This window comes from Flavobacterium melibiosi, from assembly GCF_048158545.1.
Taxonomy (GTDB): Bacteria; Bacteroidota; Bacteroidia; order Flavobacteriales; family Flavobacteriaceae; genus Flavobacterium; species Flavobacterium melibiosi.
Genome location: NZ_JBLNKU010000012.1, coordinates 112,398 through 131,733, shown reverse-complemented (window position 1 = coordinate 131,733; position 19,336 = coordinate 112,398). Strand labels below are relative to the sequence as shown.

At 35.9% G+C, this 19,336-nt stretch carries 15 protein-coding genes and 1 pseudogene; 10 read left to right on the top strand and 6 right to left on the bottom strand.

Going from position 1 to position 19,336, the window contains the following annotated elements:
- Window positions 1-181: 181 nt before the first annotated feature.
- Window positions 182-385, top strand: a pseudogene (locus ACM55F_RS14575) (RHS repeat domain-containing protein); the annotation flags it as partial.
- Window positions 386-943: 558 nt separating this feature from the next.
- The gene (locus tag ACM55F_RS14570) at window positions 944-1,654 is read left to right on the top strand and encodes a DUF4262 domain-containing protein (RefSeq protein WP_416854546.1); all 711 of its coding nucleotides are present in this window, start codon (window positions 944-946) and stop codon (window positions 1,652-1,654) included.
- A 311-nt stretch (window positions 1,655-1,965) separates the two neighbouring features.
- Here the strand turns inward: ACM55F_RS14570 and ACM55F_RS14565 are convergent, their stop codons facing one another.
- Window positions 1,966-3,246 (bottom strand): transposase, encoded by a 1,281-nt coding sequence (locus ACM55F_RS14565; RefSeq protein ID WP_416854545.1) that lies wholly within the window; start codon window positions 3,244-3,246, stop codon window positions 1,966-1,968.
- A gap of 239 nt (window positions 3,247-3,485) precedes the next feature.
- On the opposite strand from ACM55F_RS14565, the gene ACM55F_RS14560 reads away from it, so the two are divergent.
- The 8 genes from ACM55F_RS14560 to ACM55F_RS14525 all read left to right on the top strand — a co-directional run bounded on the left by ACM55F_RS14560 (window position 3,486) and on the right by ACM55F_RS14525 (window position 12,783).
- Window positions 3,486-7,307 carry a T9SS type B sorting domain-containing protein gene (locus tag ACM55F_RS14560; protein ID WP_416854544.1) on the top strand — a complete coding sequence of 1,274 codons (3,822 nt, stop codon included), beginning with the start codon at window positions 3,486-3,488 and terminating at the stop codon, window positions 7,305-7,307.
- A gap of 51 nt (window positions 7,308-7,358) precedes the next feature.
- Entirely contained in the window at window positions 7,359-8,090 is a 732-nt protein-coding gene (locus ACM55F_RS14555) for a hypothetical protein (RefSeq protein WP_416854543.1), read from the top strand.
- A 72-nt stretch (window positions 8,091-8,162) separates the two neighbouring features.
- Window positions 8,163-9,098 carry a hypothetical protein gene (locus tag ACM55F_RS14550; RefSeq protein WP_416854542.1) on the top strand — a complete coding sequence of 312 codons (936 nt, stop codon included), beginning with the start codon at window positions 8,163-8,165 and terminating at the stop codon, window positions 9,096-9,098.
- Window positions 9,099-9,105: 7 nt separating this feature from the next.
- Window positions 9,106-9,588: a hypothetical protein gene (locus tag ACM55F_RS14545; RefSeq protein ID WP_416854541.1), complete on the top strand. Its 483-nt coding sequence runs from the start codon at window positions 9,106-9,108 to the stop codon at window positions 9,586-9,588.
- On the top strand, window positions 9,585-10,868 hold the full coding sequence (locus tag ACM55F_RS14540) for a hypothetical protein (RefSeq protein WP_416854539.1): 1,284 nt from the start codon (window positions 9,585-9,587) through the stop codon (window positions 10,866-10,868). Before ACM55F_RS14545 ends, ACM55F_RS14540 begins: the two co-directional genes overlap by 4 nt.
- Window positions 10,856-11,194: a hypothetical protein gene (locus ACM55F_RS14535; RefSeq protein WP_416854538.1), complete on the top strand. Its 339-nt coding sequence runs from the start codon at window positions 10,856-10,858 to the stop codon at window positions 11,192-11,194. Before ACM55F_RS14540 ends, ACM55F_RS14535 begins: the two co-directional genes overlap by 13 nt.
- Window positions 11,142-11,657, top strand: a complete 516-nt coding sequence (locus tag ACM55F_RS14530) for a PulJ/GspJ family protein (protein WP_416854537.1) — start codon at window positions 11,142-11,144, stop codon at window positions 11,655-11,657. The genes ACM55F_RS14535 and ACM55F_RS14530 overlap by 53 nt, the downstream gene beginning before the upstream one ends.
- Complete coding sequence (locus ACM55F_RS14525) at window positions 11,647-12,783, top strand: type II secretion system F family protein (protein WP_416854535.1); 1,137 nt, start codon at window positions 11,647-11,649, stop codon at window positions 12,781-12,783. The genes ACM55F_RS14530 and ACM55F_RS14525 overlap by 11 nt, the downstream gene beginning before the upstream one ends.
- Window positions 12,784-12,971: 188 nt before the next feature.
- Here the strand turns inward: ACM55F_RS14525 and ACM55F_RS14520 are convergent, their stop codons facing one another.
- The 5 genes from ACM55F_RS14520 to dinB all read right to left on the bottom strand — a co-directional run bounded on the left by ACM55F_RS14520 (window position 12,972) and on the right by dinB (window position 19,318).
- Complete coding sequence (locus ACM55F_RS14520) at window positions 12,972-13,316, bottom strand: alpha-ketoglutarate-dependent dioxygenase AlkB family protein (RefSeq protein ID WP_416854560.1); 345 nt, start codon at window positions 13,314-13,316, stop codon at window positions 12,972-12,974.
- A gap of 18 nt (window positions 13,317-13,334) precedes the next feature.
- Complete coding sequence (locus ACM55F_RS14515; RefSeq protein ID WP_416854533.1) at window positions 13,335-13,598, bottom strand: alpha-ketoglutarate-dependent dioxygenase AlkB family protein; 264 nt, start codon at window positions 13,596-13,598, stop codon at window positions 13,335-13,337.
- A 6-nt stretch (window positions 13,599-13,604) separates the two neighbouring features.
- A complete protein-coding gene (locus ACM55F_RS14510; RefSeq protein ID WP_416854532.1) occupies window positions 13,605-14,978 on the bottom strand; it encodes an exonuclease domain-containing protein in 1,374 nt (457 codons plus the stop codon).
- A 76-nt stretch (window positions 14,979-15,054) separates the two neighbouring features.
- A complete protein-coding gene (locus tag ACM55F_RS14505) occupies window positions 15,055-18,132 on the bottom strand; it encodes a DNA polymerase III subunit alpha (RefSeq protein ID WP_416854531.1) in 3,078 nt (1,025 codons plus the stop codon).
- Window positions 18,133-18,136: 4 nt separating this feature from the next.
- On the bottom strand, window positions 18,137-19,318 hold the full coding sequence (dinB, locus tag ACM55F_RS14500; RefSeq protein ID WP_416854530.1) for a DNA polymerase IV: 1,182 nt from the start codon (window positions 19,316-19,318) through the stop codon (window positions 18,137-18,139).
- Window positions 19,319-19,336: the final 18 nt, after the last annotated feature.

Sequence of the window (19,336 nt, the reverse complement as noted above, 5' to 3'; positions counted from 1 at the left end):
AGGGAAGTTTAGGCAAAATGGAATGTTCAGGCATTTTTGGAAATCATAATCGATAAAAAAACGGAATCTTTTTTTTTCAATTGAAAGAAAAGACTATTTTTGAAGCACGTTCTTACAAAATAGTTTTTGCTCGCGGGAGCACATAAACAAACGCTCGGGCGAGGCAAAATATTGAGCAGGCGCATACAAGTATAAGTACAATGGCAAGGAGCTGCAAGACGAGCTGGGGCTTGGGATGTATGACTATGGTGCCAGATTTTATGATCCTGCATTAGGTCGATGGGTAAACATTGACCCCAAGGCTGAAGAGATGCGTAGACACTCACCTTACAATTATGCATTTGATAACCCTGTATATTTTATTGATCCAGATGGAATGAGTCCCACAGAAGGGCCAAAACCAAAAGTAGCTCGCGGTGCTGCAATTATGGCTGCAGGTTTAAGTGGTGCGACAGCAATAGCTATCGCTGGTGCAGGTCCACAAGGAATTGTTTTAGAGCCAGCTGCTCTTGTAGTTGCTGCTGGGTCTGTTGCACTTGGAGGCGCAGTAATGCTTTGGGATTCTATGACGGGAAATGATGATTCAACAAGCACGTCTACTTATAATGAAGCTAGCTCTAGTGACAAACCTGCTGAAACGCAAGCTGCATCAGAGTCCAGTACAACAGAAAGAGGCACAAAAGGGAAACTTGAAAAATCACCTACTGGCAGAGGAACAGTTCCTGCTTCGGAAAGAGCTGCGCAAAGAGTCCCTACAGCTAAAGAAAAAGCAAAAGAAAGAGAAGCAAACGATAACAACTGTACGAATTGTGGTAATGAAACTAAAGCAGAAAATACAAGATCACATCATTATCCTGTGAGACACGCAGATGGTGGAACAGCAACAGTTCCTGTCTGTACAGATTGTCATACATATTTGCACAGTAAAAAAAAATAAACAATAATGACAAATAGCGAATTTTTAGATATTATAAAAACAAATATTTATAATAATGGTTATCATCTAACACTTGTTAACGGGGGACAACATCCAGAATTTTCTTATTCTATAGGGTTGACTGAAAAGTTAGGATTTGAATTAGTTATCGCAGGTGGATTTATTTCCATAAAAGAAAACGAGTCTATATTTAAATATGTATATCAGCAATTGCAAGCTGGATCTACACTTGATTCTCAGTTTTTGTTATCTGATAATAATATTTTTTGTTTAACCAAAGTAGATTCATCTTGGTGTAAAAAACTAATGTTAGGCGTTTATGATTATTATAATTTAAATGAAATCACAGCTTATCAAATTATTCCAGTTAATAGAACAATGGATACACCGTTAATGGCGGAGCCAATTATTTCAAATGACCCTATTTGGAAATGGCTAGATATGGATTGGAACATAAAAGTACCTAAGAATTCGTATGCAATAACAGATATAGATTCTCTAAAAGGCAAAACAATAGTCGAACTAATGAGATGGGAAGATCATGTATGGGAAATGTTTTCAGGTCCAGGTCCAGATTTTAAAGAAGAAGATATCAGGATAGTCCCATTAGGTACAATATTAGGAATTGATGATACACTGCAACGGACTGTAAATTTGCCTGTTGGGAAAGGTTTGTGGCGAGAAAATAAAGATTCCGAATGGAACGATTGGGAATAGTAGCACTGCAACTATAATAATTATTTTATAATAAAACCTTCCATTTAAGGAATTGTAATTAAAAATGAGATAGTTAGATAAAATCGAAATAAAATAAGAATCTTATAATTTTGTATGCAATACTATAATACTAATACCACTGCTATTAACACGATTCTTTTATAAAAAAGCGTTCCGTTTAAGGAATTGTGGTTAATAATTAAGGTGGTTGTGGGAATGTCAAAATAAAGCAACAATCCAGAAATCAGGGATGGAATAATAAAAACCTAATACCAGAATCATATCTGGTATTAGGTTTTACTTTTTTAATACTATTTGCATCCGTTGCATCTATTTTGCTGGTTTTGTGTTATTCTCAATGTCTTCTGGCTGTCGAAGTGGGTTTTATAATAGTTTATGTCTAAAGGTTTTCCTAAAAATGTTTCGGCAGGAGTATTTCCTTGTAAAGAGAGTTGGGGGCGTATGGTGTTATACGTTTGTATGTCAATAGTCAAGGCAGTTTCAAGTTGTTTCCTGTTGGTTAAATTTTGTGGCAACAAAAACTGGTGTTTAATGATTTTATTGAACGCCTCAATTTTAGAGTTCGAAAAAGGAATATCTTTTTGGGCAATTAAGTGTTTGATGTCTTGACCAGTGGTGGTTAGGAATTCTTGAACCGTATTATTTACATTCTCCACACCACCATCGGAGACAAAAGTGATGGCTTCTTTGTTTTTATGTTTCAAATATGCTTGTTCCAACAAATCTCTAATGACTTTTGGGCTGGGACTATTCTCAATTCTGCACCCTAGAATCATTTTAGAATAATGATCCATCAAAAAATGAATATAGTGTTTTTTATCATCTAACGTTTTCAGAATCGTTACATCGGCACACCAAATTTCATTGGGTTTATAACTGGTTAATGATTTATAAACTTTTTTAGGGTGCAGATGTCTCGCTTTATTATATCCTAATAATTTGGTGTATTTATACCAAGTGGTTAAACAAAAAGAAATTTTTTTGCTGCGTAAAGCAAATAAGTAAACAGAAGATTTAGACCAATGTAGATAGTTTTCATTTTCCATATATTTTTTAATTTGGGAAATTTCTTTTTTTAATAGTTGATGTGGATATTGTTTCACACACCACAAAAAATAGGATGAATCACATTTATTAATCACAAGCGTTTTATAATTATGATACGTGGCTTTTGAAATATTAAAAACCTTTAATGCCATTTCAATTGAAATAACATCTTTTACATTTTCGATAGCATTAACAAGCTTATCTTTCTGCAACGCTACTTGAAGCTTAACTCCTTTAACAGTGCTGATGATTTCATGATAGGTATCTGATAGTCTAAAATACGCTTCCATTACCTTTTTACTATTTCTGGATTCACCTACTCTTTTTATTAACTCCAATTCTTCTTTTATAAACGACGCTACTTCACAACCCATATATTTATCTTTCGTTTCATTTTCCCAGCGGTGCTTGTTAGTTTTAGGGATTTTTCCTTTTATTGTATTGGGTAGATTGTTGTATAATCCGTTTCTAATGTAATGTTTAACATTAGTATCCCATGAAATGCGAGAAGACAAATAGGTCATAAAAGTAGTTTATATGATGAAAAGCTCTACGCTAGTAATACCATTTGAAATGAAATTCATTTTAAAATGGCATTTAGCATTAATTTTAGAAACAATCGTTTAGAATCCTTATCCATAAATACCATAAATAGAATAAAAAGTAAGACAACAATTATAAAAAATAAAGAACAAATATCAATTTTTTTTATACTATTTATAAGACAAAATGTTTATTTTTACGAGAATTATTTTGTTAAAATATGAAAAAAACACTACTTATTGTAGTACTATTCCTTTCGTTAGGCTGTTTTGCTCAGGGTGAAGCTAATATTTGGTATTTTGGGGATCATGCAGGATTAGACTTTAATAGTGGTAGTCCTATGGTTTTAACTGATGGTCAGCTAAATACTTTTGAAGGTTGTGCAACGATCTCAAATGCTGCGGGACAATTATTATTTTATACTGATGGTATTTCGGTTTGGAACAAAAATCATCAAATAATGCCAAATGGCACTGGTTTATTAGGAGATCCGTCAAGCTCACAAGCAGCAATCATAGTCCCTAAACCCAATGACCCTTCAATTTACTATATTTTTACTACAACCGAATTAGCCTATGCTAATGGAGCAAGGTATTCGGAAGTAAATTTAAACTTGAACGGGGGACTTGGTGATGTCACTTCAAACAAAAATATATTGTTATTAACGCCTTCTTGTGAAAAAATTACAGCTGTAAAAAATGCAAATGGCGATGGGTATTGGGTTGTTTTTCATGCTTATGGTAATAATAGTTTTTTTGCTTATAGCATTACTAATTCAGGGATAAACTTAGCACCCGTGATAAGTAATGTTGGAGCAGCTGTTGATACAGACAATCAACGTACGATTGGATATTTAAAATTTTCACCAAATGGGACTAAATTGATTAGTTGCAATTATCATATTAATGTGGAACTTTTTGATTTTAATGCTTCAACAGGAATTATAAGCAATCCTAAATTAGTAATGTCAGGGACAGATATTTCAACTTATGGTGTAGAATTTTCTCCATCAGGAAATATTGCTTATGTAACAGGTGGTGATTTCTTCCTTAATCCTGAATTAATTCAGTTCGATTTAACAGCTTCAAATATCCCGGACACAGCAACAATAATATATGACGGTAGGGCTAGTTCAAATTATTCAGGAGCATTACAACTGGCATCTAATGGTAAAATCTATGGTGTCGTTATTTACAAAAATTATTTGTATGCAATTAATAATCCAGATGTTTTAGGATTAGGATGTAATTTTCAATTAAATGCGATTTCACTCGGGGCAAACAGCTACTGTAATGCTGGTTTACCCCCTTTTATACAATCTTATTTTGATATTGGAATTAATGTTCAAAATAATTGTCTTGGAGAAGCTACATCTTTTTCATTAAATGGCAATCAAACCATAACATCGACAACTTGGAGTTTTGGTGATAGTTTTTCATCTGCTGATATAAGTCCAACGCATACCTATGTAAATACAGGAACTTATACTGTATCAGTAACAGCTACAACTGCCAGCGGAACTTCCACTAAAACCCGAGATGTTGTTATTTCAGCGGTACCAACGGTCACTAAACCTCAGGATTTATTAGAATGCGATGACAATAATGATGGTTTGCATACTTTCGATTTAACCACTCAAAATATGGCAATTCTTCACGGGCAAGATCCAAATTTATATTCAATAAACTATTTTGTCAATAATGTAGCCATCATCACACCAGATAATTATGCAAATCCAGTTGCCTACCAGCAAGAAACTATTATTGCTGAAGTGACGAACAAGGACAATGCAACCTGCAAAAACACCACAAGTTTCATCATTGATGTTTTTGATACTCCTTTGCCAAATGTACCAGCAAATATTCCAAATCTAACCAGCTGCGATAATACTAGTGTAGGCACGGATACCGATGGTCGTTTGATTTTTGATTTAACAGAAAGAACAACAATTATTTTAAACGAACAATCAGCAACCCAATTTTTGCTTTCTTACTATAAAGATGTAGCATTAACCCAAGGTATTGCAATGCCTGCAACTTATCAAAATACGAATCCTACCGAAACGATTTACGTAAAAATGACGAACAAGGATAATGCGAATTGTTTTGCTACAACCTCTTTTAAAATCGAAGTTTTGATTTTGCCAGTAATCGCAAAAGTTGTCGATTTAAAACAATGCGATGACAATATTGACGGGTTTAGTATTTTTAATTTAGAAGAAGCCATCAATAAAATAAAAGTTAATGCAGCAATTGAAACCATCACTTTTTTCAGAACCCTTGCAGAAGCTCAAAACAATACAAATCCTATTGCAAATCCTACAACCTATACTAATCAAATTGACAGTGTCGACAAAGTTTATGTGAGAGTTAGTAATAGTAACGGTTGTTTTAGCATTGCTCAACTGAATCTGATCGTTTCCACCACCCAAATTCCATTGAATTTCACAAGAGATTTTACTCAATGTGATGATGCTATTTTGGGAGTAAATACCGATGGAATTGCTTCTTTTGATTTTAGCGGCGTGACCACTCAAGTTCAAAACATATTTCCTGTTGGGCAAGTATTAGACATTACCTATTATAAAAATTTAGCTGATGCACTTGCCGAAAAAAATACGATTACTGATATTTCAAATTACAGAAACATTGGTTATCCAAATAACCAAAACATTTATGTTCGTGCTGACAGCAGATTAAATAATGATTGTTTAGGGTTGGGAAGTTATATTACACTAACAGTAGAATCAATTCCTATTGTAAAAACGATAATAGAAACACATTGCGATGATGATCAAAATGGGTCGTATGCTTTTGATACTTCATTAATACAAACGAATTTGTTGAATGGATTGACCAATGTAACGGTTTCCTATTTTGACCAAAACAATAATTCAGTTTCTAGTCCGTTACCAAATCCTTTTGTAACAGCTTCACAAACTTTAAAAGTGGTCGTAAAAAACAACACGCCAACAGCTTGTTCGCATGATTCAACTGTACAATTTGTGGTAGATGATTTACCCGAAGCGTTTTCAGTTTCAACATCCTTAACCACTGTTTGCGATGATGAATTAGATCCTAGTTTACAGGATGGGAAATATGCTTTTAATACAACATCGTTTGAAACTACTGTTTTAGGAGGGCAAACCGGAATGACTGTCAAGTATTTTAATAAAAATAACAGCGCTCTTTCCAGTCCGTTGCCGAATCCCTTTGTGACTGCTACTCAAAATGTGAGAGTCGAAGTGATAAATCCGATAAACACAACTTGTATCGCTACAATCACAATTCCGTTTATTGTAAATCCCGTACCCAATATCAAATTATTAGGTGATGAATTGGTGTGTAGCAATTTACCCACTTTTACAAAAGTATTGGATGCAGGTATTCAAGATGGATCAGCTATTGGTAATTACTATTATGTCTGGTCATTTAATGGAAATGTAATTCCGGGAGCAACAAGTTATACTTTGACGGTTAATGTAATAGGAATTTATACTGTTCAGGTTTTTAACAATCAAGGCTGTTCTAGAACGAGGATAATTACAGTTTCAGCTTCGGATATAGCTACAATCACCAATGTAAATGTTGTGGATTTAGCAGAGTCAAATGGCATTACAATTTCAGTAACCGGTTCGGGGGATTATGTCTATGGTCTGGATGATGAAAATGGGGTCTATCAAAATGAAGCTGTTTTTACCAATGTGAGTGCTGGAATTCATACTGTTTTTGTTAAAGATTTAAATGGTTGTGGTGTCACTCCAAAAGAAGTTGCGGTATTAGGAATTCCAAATTATTTTACTCCAAATGAGGATGGTGTCAATGATTATTGGAATATAAAAGGAATCAATGCGGCTTTCAATGCTAAAACAACTATATACATATTTGATCGATATGGAAAATTGATTAAGGAAATTAGTCCACTGAGCCAAGGTTGGAACGGAACATTCAATGGACAACAGATGCTGTCAGATGATTATTGGTATTCGATACAATTGGAAGATGGTCGGATTATAAAAGGGCATTTTGCATTGAAACGATAAATACAAGCAACTTGAGAACAATTTAATTACTTTTACTACAAAACTTAAATAATGAGAAAAAGCTTTTTTATAATGCTGCTGTTCGTTTTTTCAGCATGTCAATCTACTAAAATAAAAAATGACAGGTATAGAATATCGCCTACAACTCCTGAATTAGGAAGTATAGGACAATCCAAATCACTATTTGATTTACAAAATGATTTTGAAGTGAGAACATTACCTAAATTAGAAAACAATATTAGAGTTGCGATTGAGGTGATTCCTTTTAACAAAAGATTGGATCATTTTTATAAAGTCAAAGAGAAATTCAACCAAAACCAGTCGAAAGTAACTTATATTGATAGTTTACCGTCAAAGCCAGAGTTGGTCACTATTCGATTGCTAGATGTCACAGGATTCATAGTTGAGTTAAATGCCGATTACAATGCAACTGTTTCCAGACTGTTATTCGATACTCAGAATTCTAAAATTATTTCTAGTGTAGCAGTACGTTTGACTACTGAAGAAATTACAAAAATAAGACAGGCCGATACTTATTATTTAACAAATTCCCAAGAGAAGAAATACATCCTTTCTTTATATAAACTAGGCAAAAAGACAGAAATAGTAAACATTATTCCAGAGGCTATTCTTGCCTATCGTTTGAGTACTTTTTGTTGGGCTGTTTCACAAAAAGGGGAATGGTACATTGCTGATATGGTAGACGGAAATAAAAGCTGTAAAGGAAATACAAAATCACGAATTAATAAAAAGAAAAAAACTAGAAATTTGTTTGACATGTAAGCCAATTTTAATACATTTCTTTTTCTCTCTCTTCTTTGGAGAGGGTTGAAGGAAGAAAAAATAAAACCAAAAATGAATAAATCCCTACTATATAAATTCCTTATCGGCATCTTTTTTTTATCGTTATTTTCTTGTGAAGAAATACTTTTAGAGGATGATATTTCAAAAAGTGAAGTACTATTAGTAGCACCGGTAAATAATGCCCAATTTTTATCAACAGGAGTAACATTCTCATGGGAAAAAGTTCAAAATGCAACTCAATACCATCTGCAAATTGCGAAACCTAATTTTACAAATCCAGTTCAAATTGTTTTGGACACACTAATAATATCTAATACTCTTACTTACCAATTAAATATTGGAGAATATGAGTGGCGGGTTCAGGCAGTTAATAGTGCTTATAAAACTCCCTATAAAAATTGTTTTTTTACAATTGTAAGCAATGAAGATTTTCAGAACAACACGCCTGTTCTATTAACGCCAAGCAATGATTTGATTACCAACACTATTACCCAAAAATTATCCTGGCAATCTATTATTGGCGCTACCAATTATCAAGTTCAAGTGTATGATGGAAACAATACCGTTATAAATAATCAAACGATTGCAGCAACAAGCTTAAATTATACTTTTTCACAAGGAAATTATTACTGGAGAGTTAGAGCAAGCAATGGAACACAACAAACATTATATTCTTCTCGATCAATTTTAGTGGACACTACATCTCCAAACACCCCTACATTAACTAGTCCTGTTGACGCAAGTACAACCACGAGTACCAATGTGATTTTTCAATGGAATAGAGCTCCAATTTTAGGAAGTATTGAAAAAGATAGTATTTACATTTATACAGATAAAGCACTGACTACATTACAGCTAAAAAGCGAAGTGAGGAGCTCTTATAGCAAAACTCTCAATTCAGGAACCTATTATTGGTTCATGAAAGCATTTGATCAAGCGGGAAATACCAGCAGTAAGAGTACGGTCTTTAGTTTTACGGTAAATTAGATTACCAATGAAAAACAAAAAAAGTATCCTCATCTTGTTACCTGTAGTAGTATTAATATGGGGTGGTGTACTATATCAATTTTTTTCTTTTTCAAGTGCTGATGAAGTATTGGAAAATAATTCAATGGACTTAAATATAAAACCTTTTAAGCTAAAAGAAAGAAATACCTTTTTGATAAATGTGAATTATAGAGATCCTTTTCTCGGGAAAATGTATACAACACAAGAAGTTGCTAAAACTAAAAGCGTAGCTAAGATAAGTAAGGAATCAAAGCTAGAGGAAGCTATAGTCTGGCCAAGCATCATTTATAAAGGAATTGTATCGGATACTAAAGAAAAAAACAAGCTCTTTATACTAATAATTTCTGGGCATGATTTTTTTATGAAAAAAGGAGATGTCGAAAATGGGATTCTATTGAAGGATGGAGATAAAGAATCTGTATATGTCAAATACAAAGGTGATCTAAATCTTATTATGTTAGCAGAGTGAAATTTAACCTCAAACTTAAATCAGGAGCCTTACAGTTTACCGTTTTTGTGGCGGTATTGATTGCCTTGCTTTTAAGCGGATTGATGTTATATGCCTATACTTTTATGTATATGAAAGAACAGTCAAAAGGGGCTATTGAAAATATTCAATTTTCAGATACAGGGATAGAGTATCTATTAAAACAGCAGGAAATCAATACAGATACCCTATCGGTTGATCTTATAAAAAAAGAAAATCAAACCATTAAAGTACATTTATCACAATGGGGAATTTTTGAAAAAGCATTTACTATAACACAATTCCGAAAAAAAGTATTTATAAAAACTGCCCTTATAGGTTCACTAATTAATTCCGAAGAATCAGCGACGCTTTTTTTACAGGAAACACAAAATCCATTGACGATTGTGGGGAATACTTCAATAAAGGGAATAGCCTATTTACCTTCACAAGGAGTAAAACCAGGTTACATAGCCGGAAATAGTTATTATGGGAAACAACTTATCTATGGTTCCATAAAAAAAAGTGCCCTAGCTTTACCTCAGCTAGAAAAAAGTGTCATAGATGCACTTGTTTTTTATCTGAAAGACTATAAACCTCTGATTCAGGGAGATTATATCAATTTGGAAACGAATCGGAGAATTATCAATTCGTTCAAAGAAAAAGCAAAATGTGCCTATTTAAAAGAGCCTATTATATTAGAGAACAGGGAGATTACGGGAAACATCATCATTAAATCGGATACTTTAATTAGGATAAAAAGAACCGCCTTATTGAAAGATTTAATACTGATTGCCCCCATTATTGAAATTGAGGATGGTACAATGGGAAATTTTCAGGCAATTGCATCAAAAAAAATCACTCTTGGGAAAGAATGCAAACTAAGTTATCCATCGGCTTTGGTGCTGTTTCAAGAGAACAAAAACGATAAGAATGAGTTATCTAATAATACTTTCGACAATCAGATTTTTATTGATTCCGGGACTATAGTAAAAGGTTGCATCTGTTATTTTCAAACCAAAGAACTAGCTGATTTTCAAGCACAAATTGTTTTAGAAAAAGAAGCTAAAATTAAGGGTCAAGTATATTGTAATGGAAATTTTGAGTTAAGAGGAACCGTTTCAGGATCTGTTTACACCAAGCAATTTGTTGCGAACCAGTCTGGGTCCATATTCGTAAATCATATTTATAACGGGGTTATTGAAAATGAAAATATCCCCAGTATCTTTGGAGGAATTGTGTTAGAGAAAGAACCCAAAACAGTTATGAAATGGTTGTATTAAAAAAAATCAAATCAGCAACTTTAATTGAAGTTATAGTTGCTTCCGTACTAATCGTAATTATATTTATGATTGCCAGTTTGGTGCTGAATAATCTGGTTTTGAATACATTTTCTAAAAATACCCATCCCATTGAAAATAGATTAAATAAACTGGAATACGAAATTCAAAACGGATTAGTAAAATTACCTTATCAGGAGAATTTTAAAGGCTGGAACATTTTGATTAAAACAGAAAAAACAGATTCAGAAGTGGAGTTGTTTATTTTAGCCACCAATGAAAAGAACAATAAGGAACTATCAAGACAGCGAATTTATGCCGAAAAATAAAATTCAATCATTTACACTTCCAGAGTTATTGGTGGTCATGATTATAACTGCTATTGTGGTAGGAATGGCGTTTAGCGTCTTGCGTTTAGTTCAAAAACAGATTTACGCTATTGAAACGAATTTTAACAAAACTAGTAGTCTGGCTCTTTTTGAACAAAGACTATGGCAGGATTTTAATGAATTAAATACCATTCAATTCAAAGATAAAGAAAAAAGCTTGCTTTTGGAATCTGAAATGGATACGGTTGTCTATTCCTTTCAAGAAAACTATACACTAAGAAATAACGATACCATAAAATTAAAAGTGACAACAAATAAATTATTTTTTAAAGGAAAAGAAGTGCAAGAAGGTAACATTGATGCAGTATCGATTTCGGCAAAAACAGAATTGCCTGATTATGAAATTTTCGTTTCAAAAAAAAATGATATAACTTTTTTTATGAATAAGGAAGATGGCCTTTAAACTAGAAAACAAGCAAAATAAGAAAAATACTCAAACCAAAAAACAGAGTAGCATAGAAGAATTGCTGAAAAAAGAAATTGTTCTTTTTGGTGAAAGGTTCAATAATAAGAAAAAGCACTCTTTTTATCAAGAACTGGCTGTATTACTTAAAGCAGGAATTACCTTTAAAGAAGGTTTAACCTTAATTGTAGATTCCTTAAAGAAAAATTCCGACAAAGAACTGATTCAATCCATACTAAATGATGTCATTAACGGGAAACCATTTTCCGAGGCATTATTGGCATCCCAATCATTTTCTGAATACGAATTCTATTCCCTGCAAATAGGGGAGGAAACAGGTACAACTGCCCAGGTTTGTCAAGAATTAGGAGTGTTTTATGAACGCAAAAACGAACAAAAGCGTATTATTATTGCAGCCTTAACCTATCCCTCTATTGTAATGACAACAGCTATTGTTGTGGTACTATTTATGTTGAGTTATGTTGTCCCTATGTTTCAGGATATTTTTAGACAAAACAATGTAGAGCTTCCCATGCTTACTAAAGTAATTGTAAAACTATCAATATTCACTAAAACTTTTGGGATGTATGGATTATTACTTGTTATATTGTTGTTTTTTGTAGGACGGATATTCAAAGATAATCAGCAATACCAAAAAGCGTTGCATCATTTTATTTTAAAAATACCTGTTTTAGGAGCTTTCACAACCAAAGTATATTTAGCTCAATTTACACAAGCGGTAGCATTATTAACTACGGCAAAAGTTCCACTATTGAATAGTATTCAAATGGTAAAAAAAATGATACGTTTTGTACCCCTACAGGAAGCACTAGAAAAAGTGGAAAATAGCATTTTGAAAGGGAATAGCTTAAGTTCAAGCCTAAAAGAAAACCCCTTGTTCGACAATAGAATCATATCGCTGGTTAAAGTAGCTGAAGAAACTAACCAAACCGAATATGTATTCAAACAACTAAGTGAACAATACAATCAGGAAGTCGTTCAACAATCCAAAATAATGACTACTGTTTTAGAGCCCTTAATTATACTGTTTGTAGGTGTTCTTGTTGCAATTTTATTGGTTGCCATGTACTTACCCATGTTTCAATTGAGTAGCGCGATTGGGTAAGTGGCTAGCTACTAACACGATTCTTTTATAATAAAACGTTCCATTTAAGGAATATTGATTAATAATGTGGCTTTTACAGTGAAGTCAAAAAAAGCACATTTTTCTATTTTAGGTGCTAAGAGTAAACTGTATCACTAAATTAATAATTTATTTACTTACTTTATCTGGGAGAGTAATCCGGAACTTAATCACAACAGTCTGTTAATCTGTCTGAAAGTAAGATTAATACGAGGCAGAATCTCTTTTGCCGTTTTTGGCACTTGATGTTGCCAAAAGCTTTGCGTTGTTCCTGCCATTACTAAAAGCGAACCGTGATACAAGGGGATTTCCATCTGGGGAATCTCTTTCCTGAACTTATGGCGCAAGCGAAACATGCGTGTTTCGCCGAAACTTACCGATGCAATAATTGCATCTTTACCAAAATTCTGTTCGCGGTCACTATGCCACGCTACGCCATCCTTACCATTGCGGTAAAGGTTTAGTAAAACGCAGTTAAATTTAAGCTGTGTTTCCTTTTCCACTCTTTCCCTGATGGATAATAGTTCGGGTGTTCAGTCCGGTTTGGTGAGATCGGCACCTGGATTGTCTCTGTCTTCGTAACACGAAATCATTCTTGGGACAGTAACTGTTTTATCATACATTTCCATAGCAGATTCAAGCCATGGCGCGGTATTGAGCACGGTAGTGTAATAGTGGTCGGATTCTTCTTTGGTGAAAAAATTGTCGTGCAGGATGAGTGCGGTATCCGGAAGGTCAAAAACTTTTTTTCCACCACTGCCTGATGTAAATATTTCGATGTCATTGAAGAGCGTCATAATTCTTTACGGTGTTTGTTTTAAAAGAACCTTACCCGGATATTTCTCTGCATACGTAAGGATTAATTGTATACTATAGTGATTGCTTCTGCAGGGAGTGACATAATCCTTTATCTCTGAAGGATCGGTAAATCCAATATCCGCCGCGATATATCCCATGCCATAAAAGTGACCCTTTTCAACCCAAATGCAACTGCGTTCTTCAGCAGACCTGCCTTTGTCTATAATGGCAAAGCTTGGCCTGTTTTTTACTAAAAAATCTATGGCGTTTTCGACTTGCCGGTTGTGTTGTTCGACTTCAGGTAAACTGGCCCGGTCTGGTTTTGGGATAAATTCTCCGTGGTCCTCCATTCCGTAGTTACAGAATCGGTTATCAATGCTAAATTGTTCGGCTAAGCTACGCAACAGATTTATACCATTATACAGACTATTGAAAGACTCTATGCACGCCTGAAATTTGCCCAGCTTTCCAATTGCCAGGTATCTGTATCCGCTACGGGCTTCATACTCATAAAGTCCATATTTGGGGTCAAATCGCTTTAGTGCCCTGTTGTAAGTTGGCCAAAGCTTCTTGATTTCGGTACATTCCAACAACAGCGCCATTAATTCTGTAGCACAGACTTCAAAGGAAATACCGTGGATATCCCGCAGGAAATTTTGCCTTTGTGGCGTGACATTGTGACCACTGAAATGAGAAGCCACCCGTTTTTTTAAGTTGATTGCCTTTCCTACATAAATTACTTTCTTTGACTGATCATAAAAATAATATACCCCTGGTTTTTCAGGCAATTGCTCAAAGTCTGCAGGAGGTAGATTCGGAGGTAAGCGCTGGTCTTGAGAGGTCTTTTTTATCATTTTTTCGATTTCTCCTTCGACATCCCATTGCAACAAACGAGAAAACAAAATAGCTGTGGCATCCGCATCACCACCGGCACGATGTTGGTTTATCAAAGGGATGTCTAGTGAATGGCAAAGCCTACCCAAGCTGTACGAACTCAATCCCAACTTAATCTTTCTTGCTGCGCGAACGGTGCATAGTTTTCGCGCTGTCCACTTAAATCCACTTTCTTCGAGTTGGTGGCGAATAAACGAATAATCAAAGTTGACATTATGGGCAACGAAGATGCGGTCGGTAAGCATCTCTAAAACTTTTTCAGAAATGTCATCGAAAATAGGGGCATCAAGTACCATTTCATTGTTAATGCCTGTTAGCGAAAAAATGGCTAACGGTATTTCTTTTTGTGGGTTGACGAGCGTTTCCCAACGGTCGATCACCCTTGTTCCGTCATGGATAACAATGGCAATTTCTGTGATGCGACTACCACTGGCATTACCGCCAGTGGTCTCAATATCTACTATTGCGTATTCCTGTTTTTTCATTTGGTATTTAACGTGAATTGTATTGTTATTCTTGTGTAAAGGTTAGTCAAAGCGCTCCTGTCTCGTCCTAAAAGGGTCAAACAGATTCTTTTTTTGCGCCCACCTCCATTTTATACCTTGGCAGGTTAATTTCGTGCTCCTGTGGGTACGGTGCCCGATGTGTCATGCTCACGTCTTCCCGAATCTGTTCGTGTACTTTATATTGCCTGTCACTGGTGTTGGAATATCTTGGATCAGGAAAGAACGGCATTTTAGCCATTTTGGTAACGGTAACGGTAGGGAAATGATAGTCCACTTCAACAGTTCCCAGAAGCAGGTAACAGCCACCACCTTGGAACGGATATTTCTCCAGACTTTTTGTAAAATGTGCGGTGTCAAAATACGCTCCCTCATGATCGATCCAAGTTCCAAAATACATGGCTCCCATTTTGGTAGGCACGTGCTTTCTGGAAATAAGATAGGCCAGCATCTTTACGGTCTTTTTATGGTTCTTTAATAAATCTTTCGCCATTACGTCTCCCCGATATTTTGTCTGTAATAAATCGAAAGGGGTGCAGGAGACCGGAAAACTCAGCAGTTCGATTTCATCAAAAGCATCTTCAAAAGGAGAGCGTTCAAGTATTGGTAATGTATATTCTTTGATTGGTTCCTGAAGGAGCATTAGGTTTCTGTTTTCAGGTTTAAAATTGACCAGAATGAGTCTGGCGATCACCAGCAATTGGTTTTTTGTTTTACCCGTAAAGCGGAACGCTCCGATAAAAATTAAAATTTGTATGCCTTCAATCCCTATTGGAATGCGGTTGATGAAATCTTCCAAAGATTTGAATTCGCCCTGTTCCTCCCGTTCTTTAACTATAAAATGCGTTACTTTACTTTCCAAACCTTCCAGATGCATGAAGCCCAAATACACGTCGATGCCATATAGCGTAGTTTCATAGTCGCTTTTGTTTACGCATGGATTCTGAATGGTTGCACCTGACATTTTGGCTTCATGAACATACACTTCGGTACGGTAAAAACCACCCTGATTGTTAATAACGGCTACCATAAATTCAATCGGGTAGTAGACCTTAAGATACAGGCTTTGGTAACTTTCCACAGCATAAGAAGCGGAGTGTGCTTTACAGAACGAATAACCGGCAAAGGATTCAATCTGTCGGTATATTTCTTCGCTTAATTTTACCGGATGGCCTTTTTGCGCACAGCAAGCAAAATAATTGTCTTTTACTTTTTGCAAAGCAGCTTTCGAACGGCCTTTCCCACTCATGGCACGGCGCAGAATATCTCCATCGGCTGCGGGAAGCCCTGCATAATGTAACGCAATCTTAATTACATCTTCCTGATAGACCATAACCCCATAGGTTTCGCCGAGCTGTTCTTTAAACACCTCATGAAAATACTCGAACTTGTCGGGATGGTTGTGTCGGAAAATGTATTCTTTCATCATACCGGATTGGGCGACACCCGGGCGGATAATAGATGAGGCAGCTACAAGGGTTTTGTAGTTATCGCATTTGAGGCGGCGCAATAATCCGCGCATGGCCGGGCTTTCGATGTAAAAACATCCAATTGTTTTTCCATGGCTTAGAAAGGTATTGGCTTTCGCTTCATTTTTTGATAAAGAAGTATCTCGGATATCGACTTTAATTCCCTGATTTTTCTCAATCAATTTCACACTGTCATCGATATGACCAATACCTCGCTGGCTCAGGATGTCAAATTTTTCAAAGCCGATATCCTCGGCAATGTGCATGTCGAACAAAACGATTGGAAAACCTTTCGGGGGCATTTCCAGTGGCGTATAATTCGTAATGGGTTCTTCTGAAATCAAAATGCCACAGGAATGCATGCTTCGTTGATTGGGGTATTTTTCGAGCAACATCCCGTATTCCTGAACTAATTTTACGATTTGATTTTTATCATGCAACTGCATGGGGTTTTTAGCCAATAGATCCAATTCCTCTTTGGGCAGCCCAAACACTTTACCCACTTCCCTGAATATGGAGCGGTATTTAAATTCCACATTGGTACCACAAAAAGCGACATAGTCTGCACCGTATTTATCAAAAATATATCGGAGAATGGTATCGCGTTCTTTCCAGGACCAGTCAATGTCAAAATCGGGAGGGCTCTTGCGGTTCACATTGAGGAAGCGTTCAAAATATAAATCCAGTTCAATAGGGCAGATGTCCGTGATGCCTAGGCAGTAACTTACAATACTGTTGGCACCGCTGCCCCGACCGATGTGTAAAAATCCTTGACTTGTGCTGTATTGAATGATATCCCATGTAATCAGGAAATAGCCGCTGAATTCCAATTGATCAATCACCTTTAATTCTTTTTCCACTCTTGCTGTTGCTTGCGGATTATCGGCACCGTACTTTTTGAATACTCCTTCCTGAGCCAACTTGGTCAAAAGCTGCATGTCACTTTCCCGACTTCCGGAATAGTACTTTTTGTTTTTGGGTGTTTTAAAGTCGAATTCAAAATGACACTGATCCATCAGTTTTTGCGTGTTTGCAATGATTTGCGGATACTCCTCAAATTTCACCAACAATTCCTCCAAAGGAATCATTACTTCGGACGTCTTGCAATAATCATCCAAAGTCAATTTGGACAAGATAACATTGGTATCAATAGCTCTCAGGATTTTATGCAGATTGAATTCTCTTTTAGTCCGAAAGGTGACGGATTGCAAAATCACCATTTTGTGAAGCCATGTGTTCCATTGCGGGAGAAACAATTTGGGAAGCTGATCAGGAGCAATACCTATATATTCATAGTCTTTTAATACCGCTGGCCTATTTTCGAAAGGATAAATAATGACTACTTCTTTAAAATCAGGTGCTGCGAATGACAAGGAAGTACCCTCAAAATTATGTTTGGTCAGAAAGCGGTTCATTTCGGCGAGCCCATCGGCATTTTTGGCCAAGCCGATATAACGCAATTGATGGTTGCAGCGAAATTCTATGCCAACCAATGGTTTTATCCCAACCTCGTTACATGCTTTTATAAAATCATAAATACCGGTGACCGTATTAATATCGGTCAGCGCCATAGTTTTTACCCCACAAATAACAGCCTGCTGTACCAATTCGGTGAGCGGGATGGTGCCGTAACGCAGGGAATGAAAAGAATGACAGTTGAGGTACATTGGATTATAATTTACGTTTTAAAATTTCTGCTTTGTTGTTGGGCTTAAACGTTGCTCCGGCACACCGCATTACGGCATCAAAACCATAACGGCTTTTCATTTTGTCCATGGCTTGGTATAGTGATAGCATTTCTTCGGTGTCCTCAAATAAATTGATTTGATAGGTTCCCCGAACCAACCCACTAAAACGGATCCCTATTAAACGGAGTCGCATGCGACGCTGGTAAACTTTATCAAATAAGTCGGTAACAGTTTTAGTCAGCATGTGATCGGCTGAGGTATAGGGTACTTTGCATTGTTTGGTTTCCGTATCAAAATTGGAATATCTTATTTTAATGACTACAGTTGAAGTAAGCCATTCTTCTGAGCGCAACTGAAAAGCTAATTTTTCCACCATTCCAATCAGTATCGATTTCAATTTTGGAATGTCAATGGTATCCTGACTAAAAGTATGTTCCGTTGATATGGATTTCCGTTCCGTATAGGGTTCCACCGGATTATTATCAATACCGTTTGCTTTCTTCCATATTTCGATGCCGTTCTTGCCAATCATCCGTTGTAATACTTCGGCAGGCATTTCTGAAAGGGTCTGAATCGTACGGATTCCAATTCGGGATAATAGTTGAAACGTTACATCACCCACCATGGGTATTTTTTGAATGGAAAGCGGATTTAAGAAAGAGCGTACTTTATGCTCCGGTATTTCCAGATTTCCTTTTGGTTTGGCTTCGCCGGTACCAATTTTGGAAACGGTTTTATTTATCGATAAAGCAAAGCTTATTGGTAGTCCTGTTTCATTGGTAACGGATTGTGCCAGTTCGTTGGTCCATTTGTAGCCCCCATAGAATTTATCCATTCCGGTAATATCGAGGTAAAACTCATCAATGCTGGCCTTTTCCACAATTGGTGCTTTTTCTTGGATCACTTCAGTTACGTCATGCGATAATTTGGAATACAATTCTATATCGCCTTTCATCACTTTAGCTTGCGGGCAGAGGCGGAGTGCCATTTTAATAGGCATGGCAGAACGCACTCCGAAAGTACGGGCTTCATAGGAACAAGAAGCCACTACACCGCGATCCCCGCCACCAATAATCAATGGTATTCCCTCCAGTTTTGAATTGCCTAGTCTTTCACAAGACACAAAAAACGTATCTAAATCCATGTGTACAATTGCTCTTTCCATGTTCCTCTCCTTTTTATA

What these genes read in the sequence shown, in the direction of transcription:
- ACM55F_RS14570 (WP_416854546.1), top strand. Translation starts at nt 944, where the DNA reads ATGACAAATAGCGAATTTTTAGATATTATAAAAACAAATATTTATAAT.
- ACM55F_RS14565 (WP_416854545.1), bottom strand. Translation starts at nt 3,246, where the DNA reads ATGACCTATTTGTCTTCTCGCATTTCATGGGATACTAATGTTAAACAT.
- ACM55F_RS14560 (WP_416854544.1), top strand. Translation starts at nt 3,486, where the DNA reads ATGAAAAAAACACTACTTATTGTAGTACTATTCCTTTCGTTAGGCTGT.
- ACM55F_RS14555 (WP_416854543.1), top strand. Translation starts at nt 7,359, where the DNA reads ATGAGAAAAAGCTTTTTTATAATGCTGCTGTTCGTTTTTTCAGCATGT.
- ACM55F_RS14550 (WP_416854542.1), top strand. Translation starts at nt 8,163, where the DNA reads ATGAATAAATCCCTACTATATAAATTCCTTATCGGCATCTTTTTTTTA.
- ACM55F_RS14545 (WP_416854541.1), top strand. Translation starts at nt 9,106, where the DNA reads ATGAAAAACAAAAAAAGTATCCTCATCTTGTTACCTGTAGTAGTATTA.
- ACM55F_RS14535 (WP_416854538.1), top strand. Translation starts at nt 10,856, where the DNA reads ATGGTTGTATTAAAAAAAATCAAATCAGCAACTTTAATTGAAGTTATA.
- ACM55F_RS14530 (WP_416854537.1), top strand. Translation starts at nt 11,142, where the DNA reads ATGAAAAGAACAATAAGGAACTATCAAGACAGCGAATTTATGCCGAAA.
- ACM55F_RS14525 (WP_416854535.1), top strand. Translation starts at nt 11,647, where the DNA reads ATGGCCTTTAAACTAGAAAACAAGCAAAATAAGAAAAATACTCAAACC.
- ACM55F_RS14515 (WP_416854533.1), bottom strand. Translation starts at nt 13,598, where the DNA reads ATGACGCTCTTCAATGACATCGAAATATTTACATCAGGCAGTGGTGGA.
- ACM55F_RS14510 (WP_416854532.1), bottom strand. Translation starts at nt 14,978, where the DNA reads ATGAAAAAACAGGAATACGCAATAGTAGATATTGAGACCACTGGCGGT.
- ACM55F_RS14505 (WP_416854531.1), bottom strand. Translation starts at nt 18,132, where the DNA reads ATGTACCTCAACTGTCATTCTTTTCATTCCCTGCGTTACGGCACCATC.
- dinB (WP_416854530.1), bottom strand. Translation starts at nt 19,318, where the DNA reads ATGGAAAGAGCAATTGTACACATGGATTTAGATACGTTTTTTGTGTCT.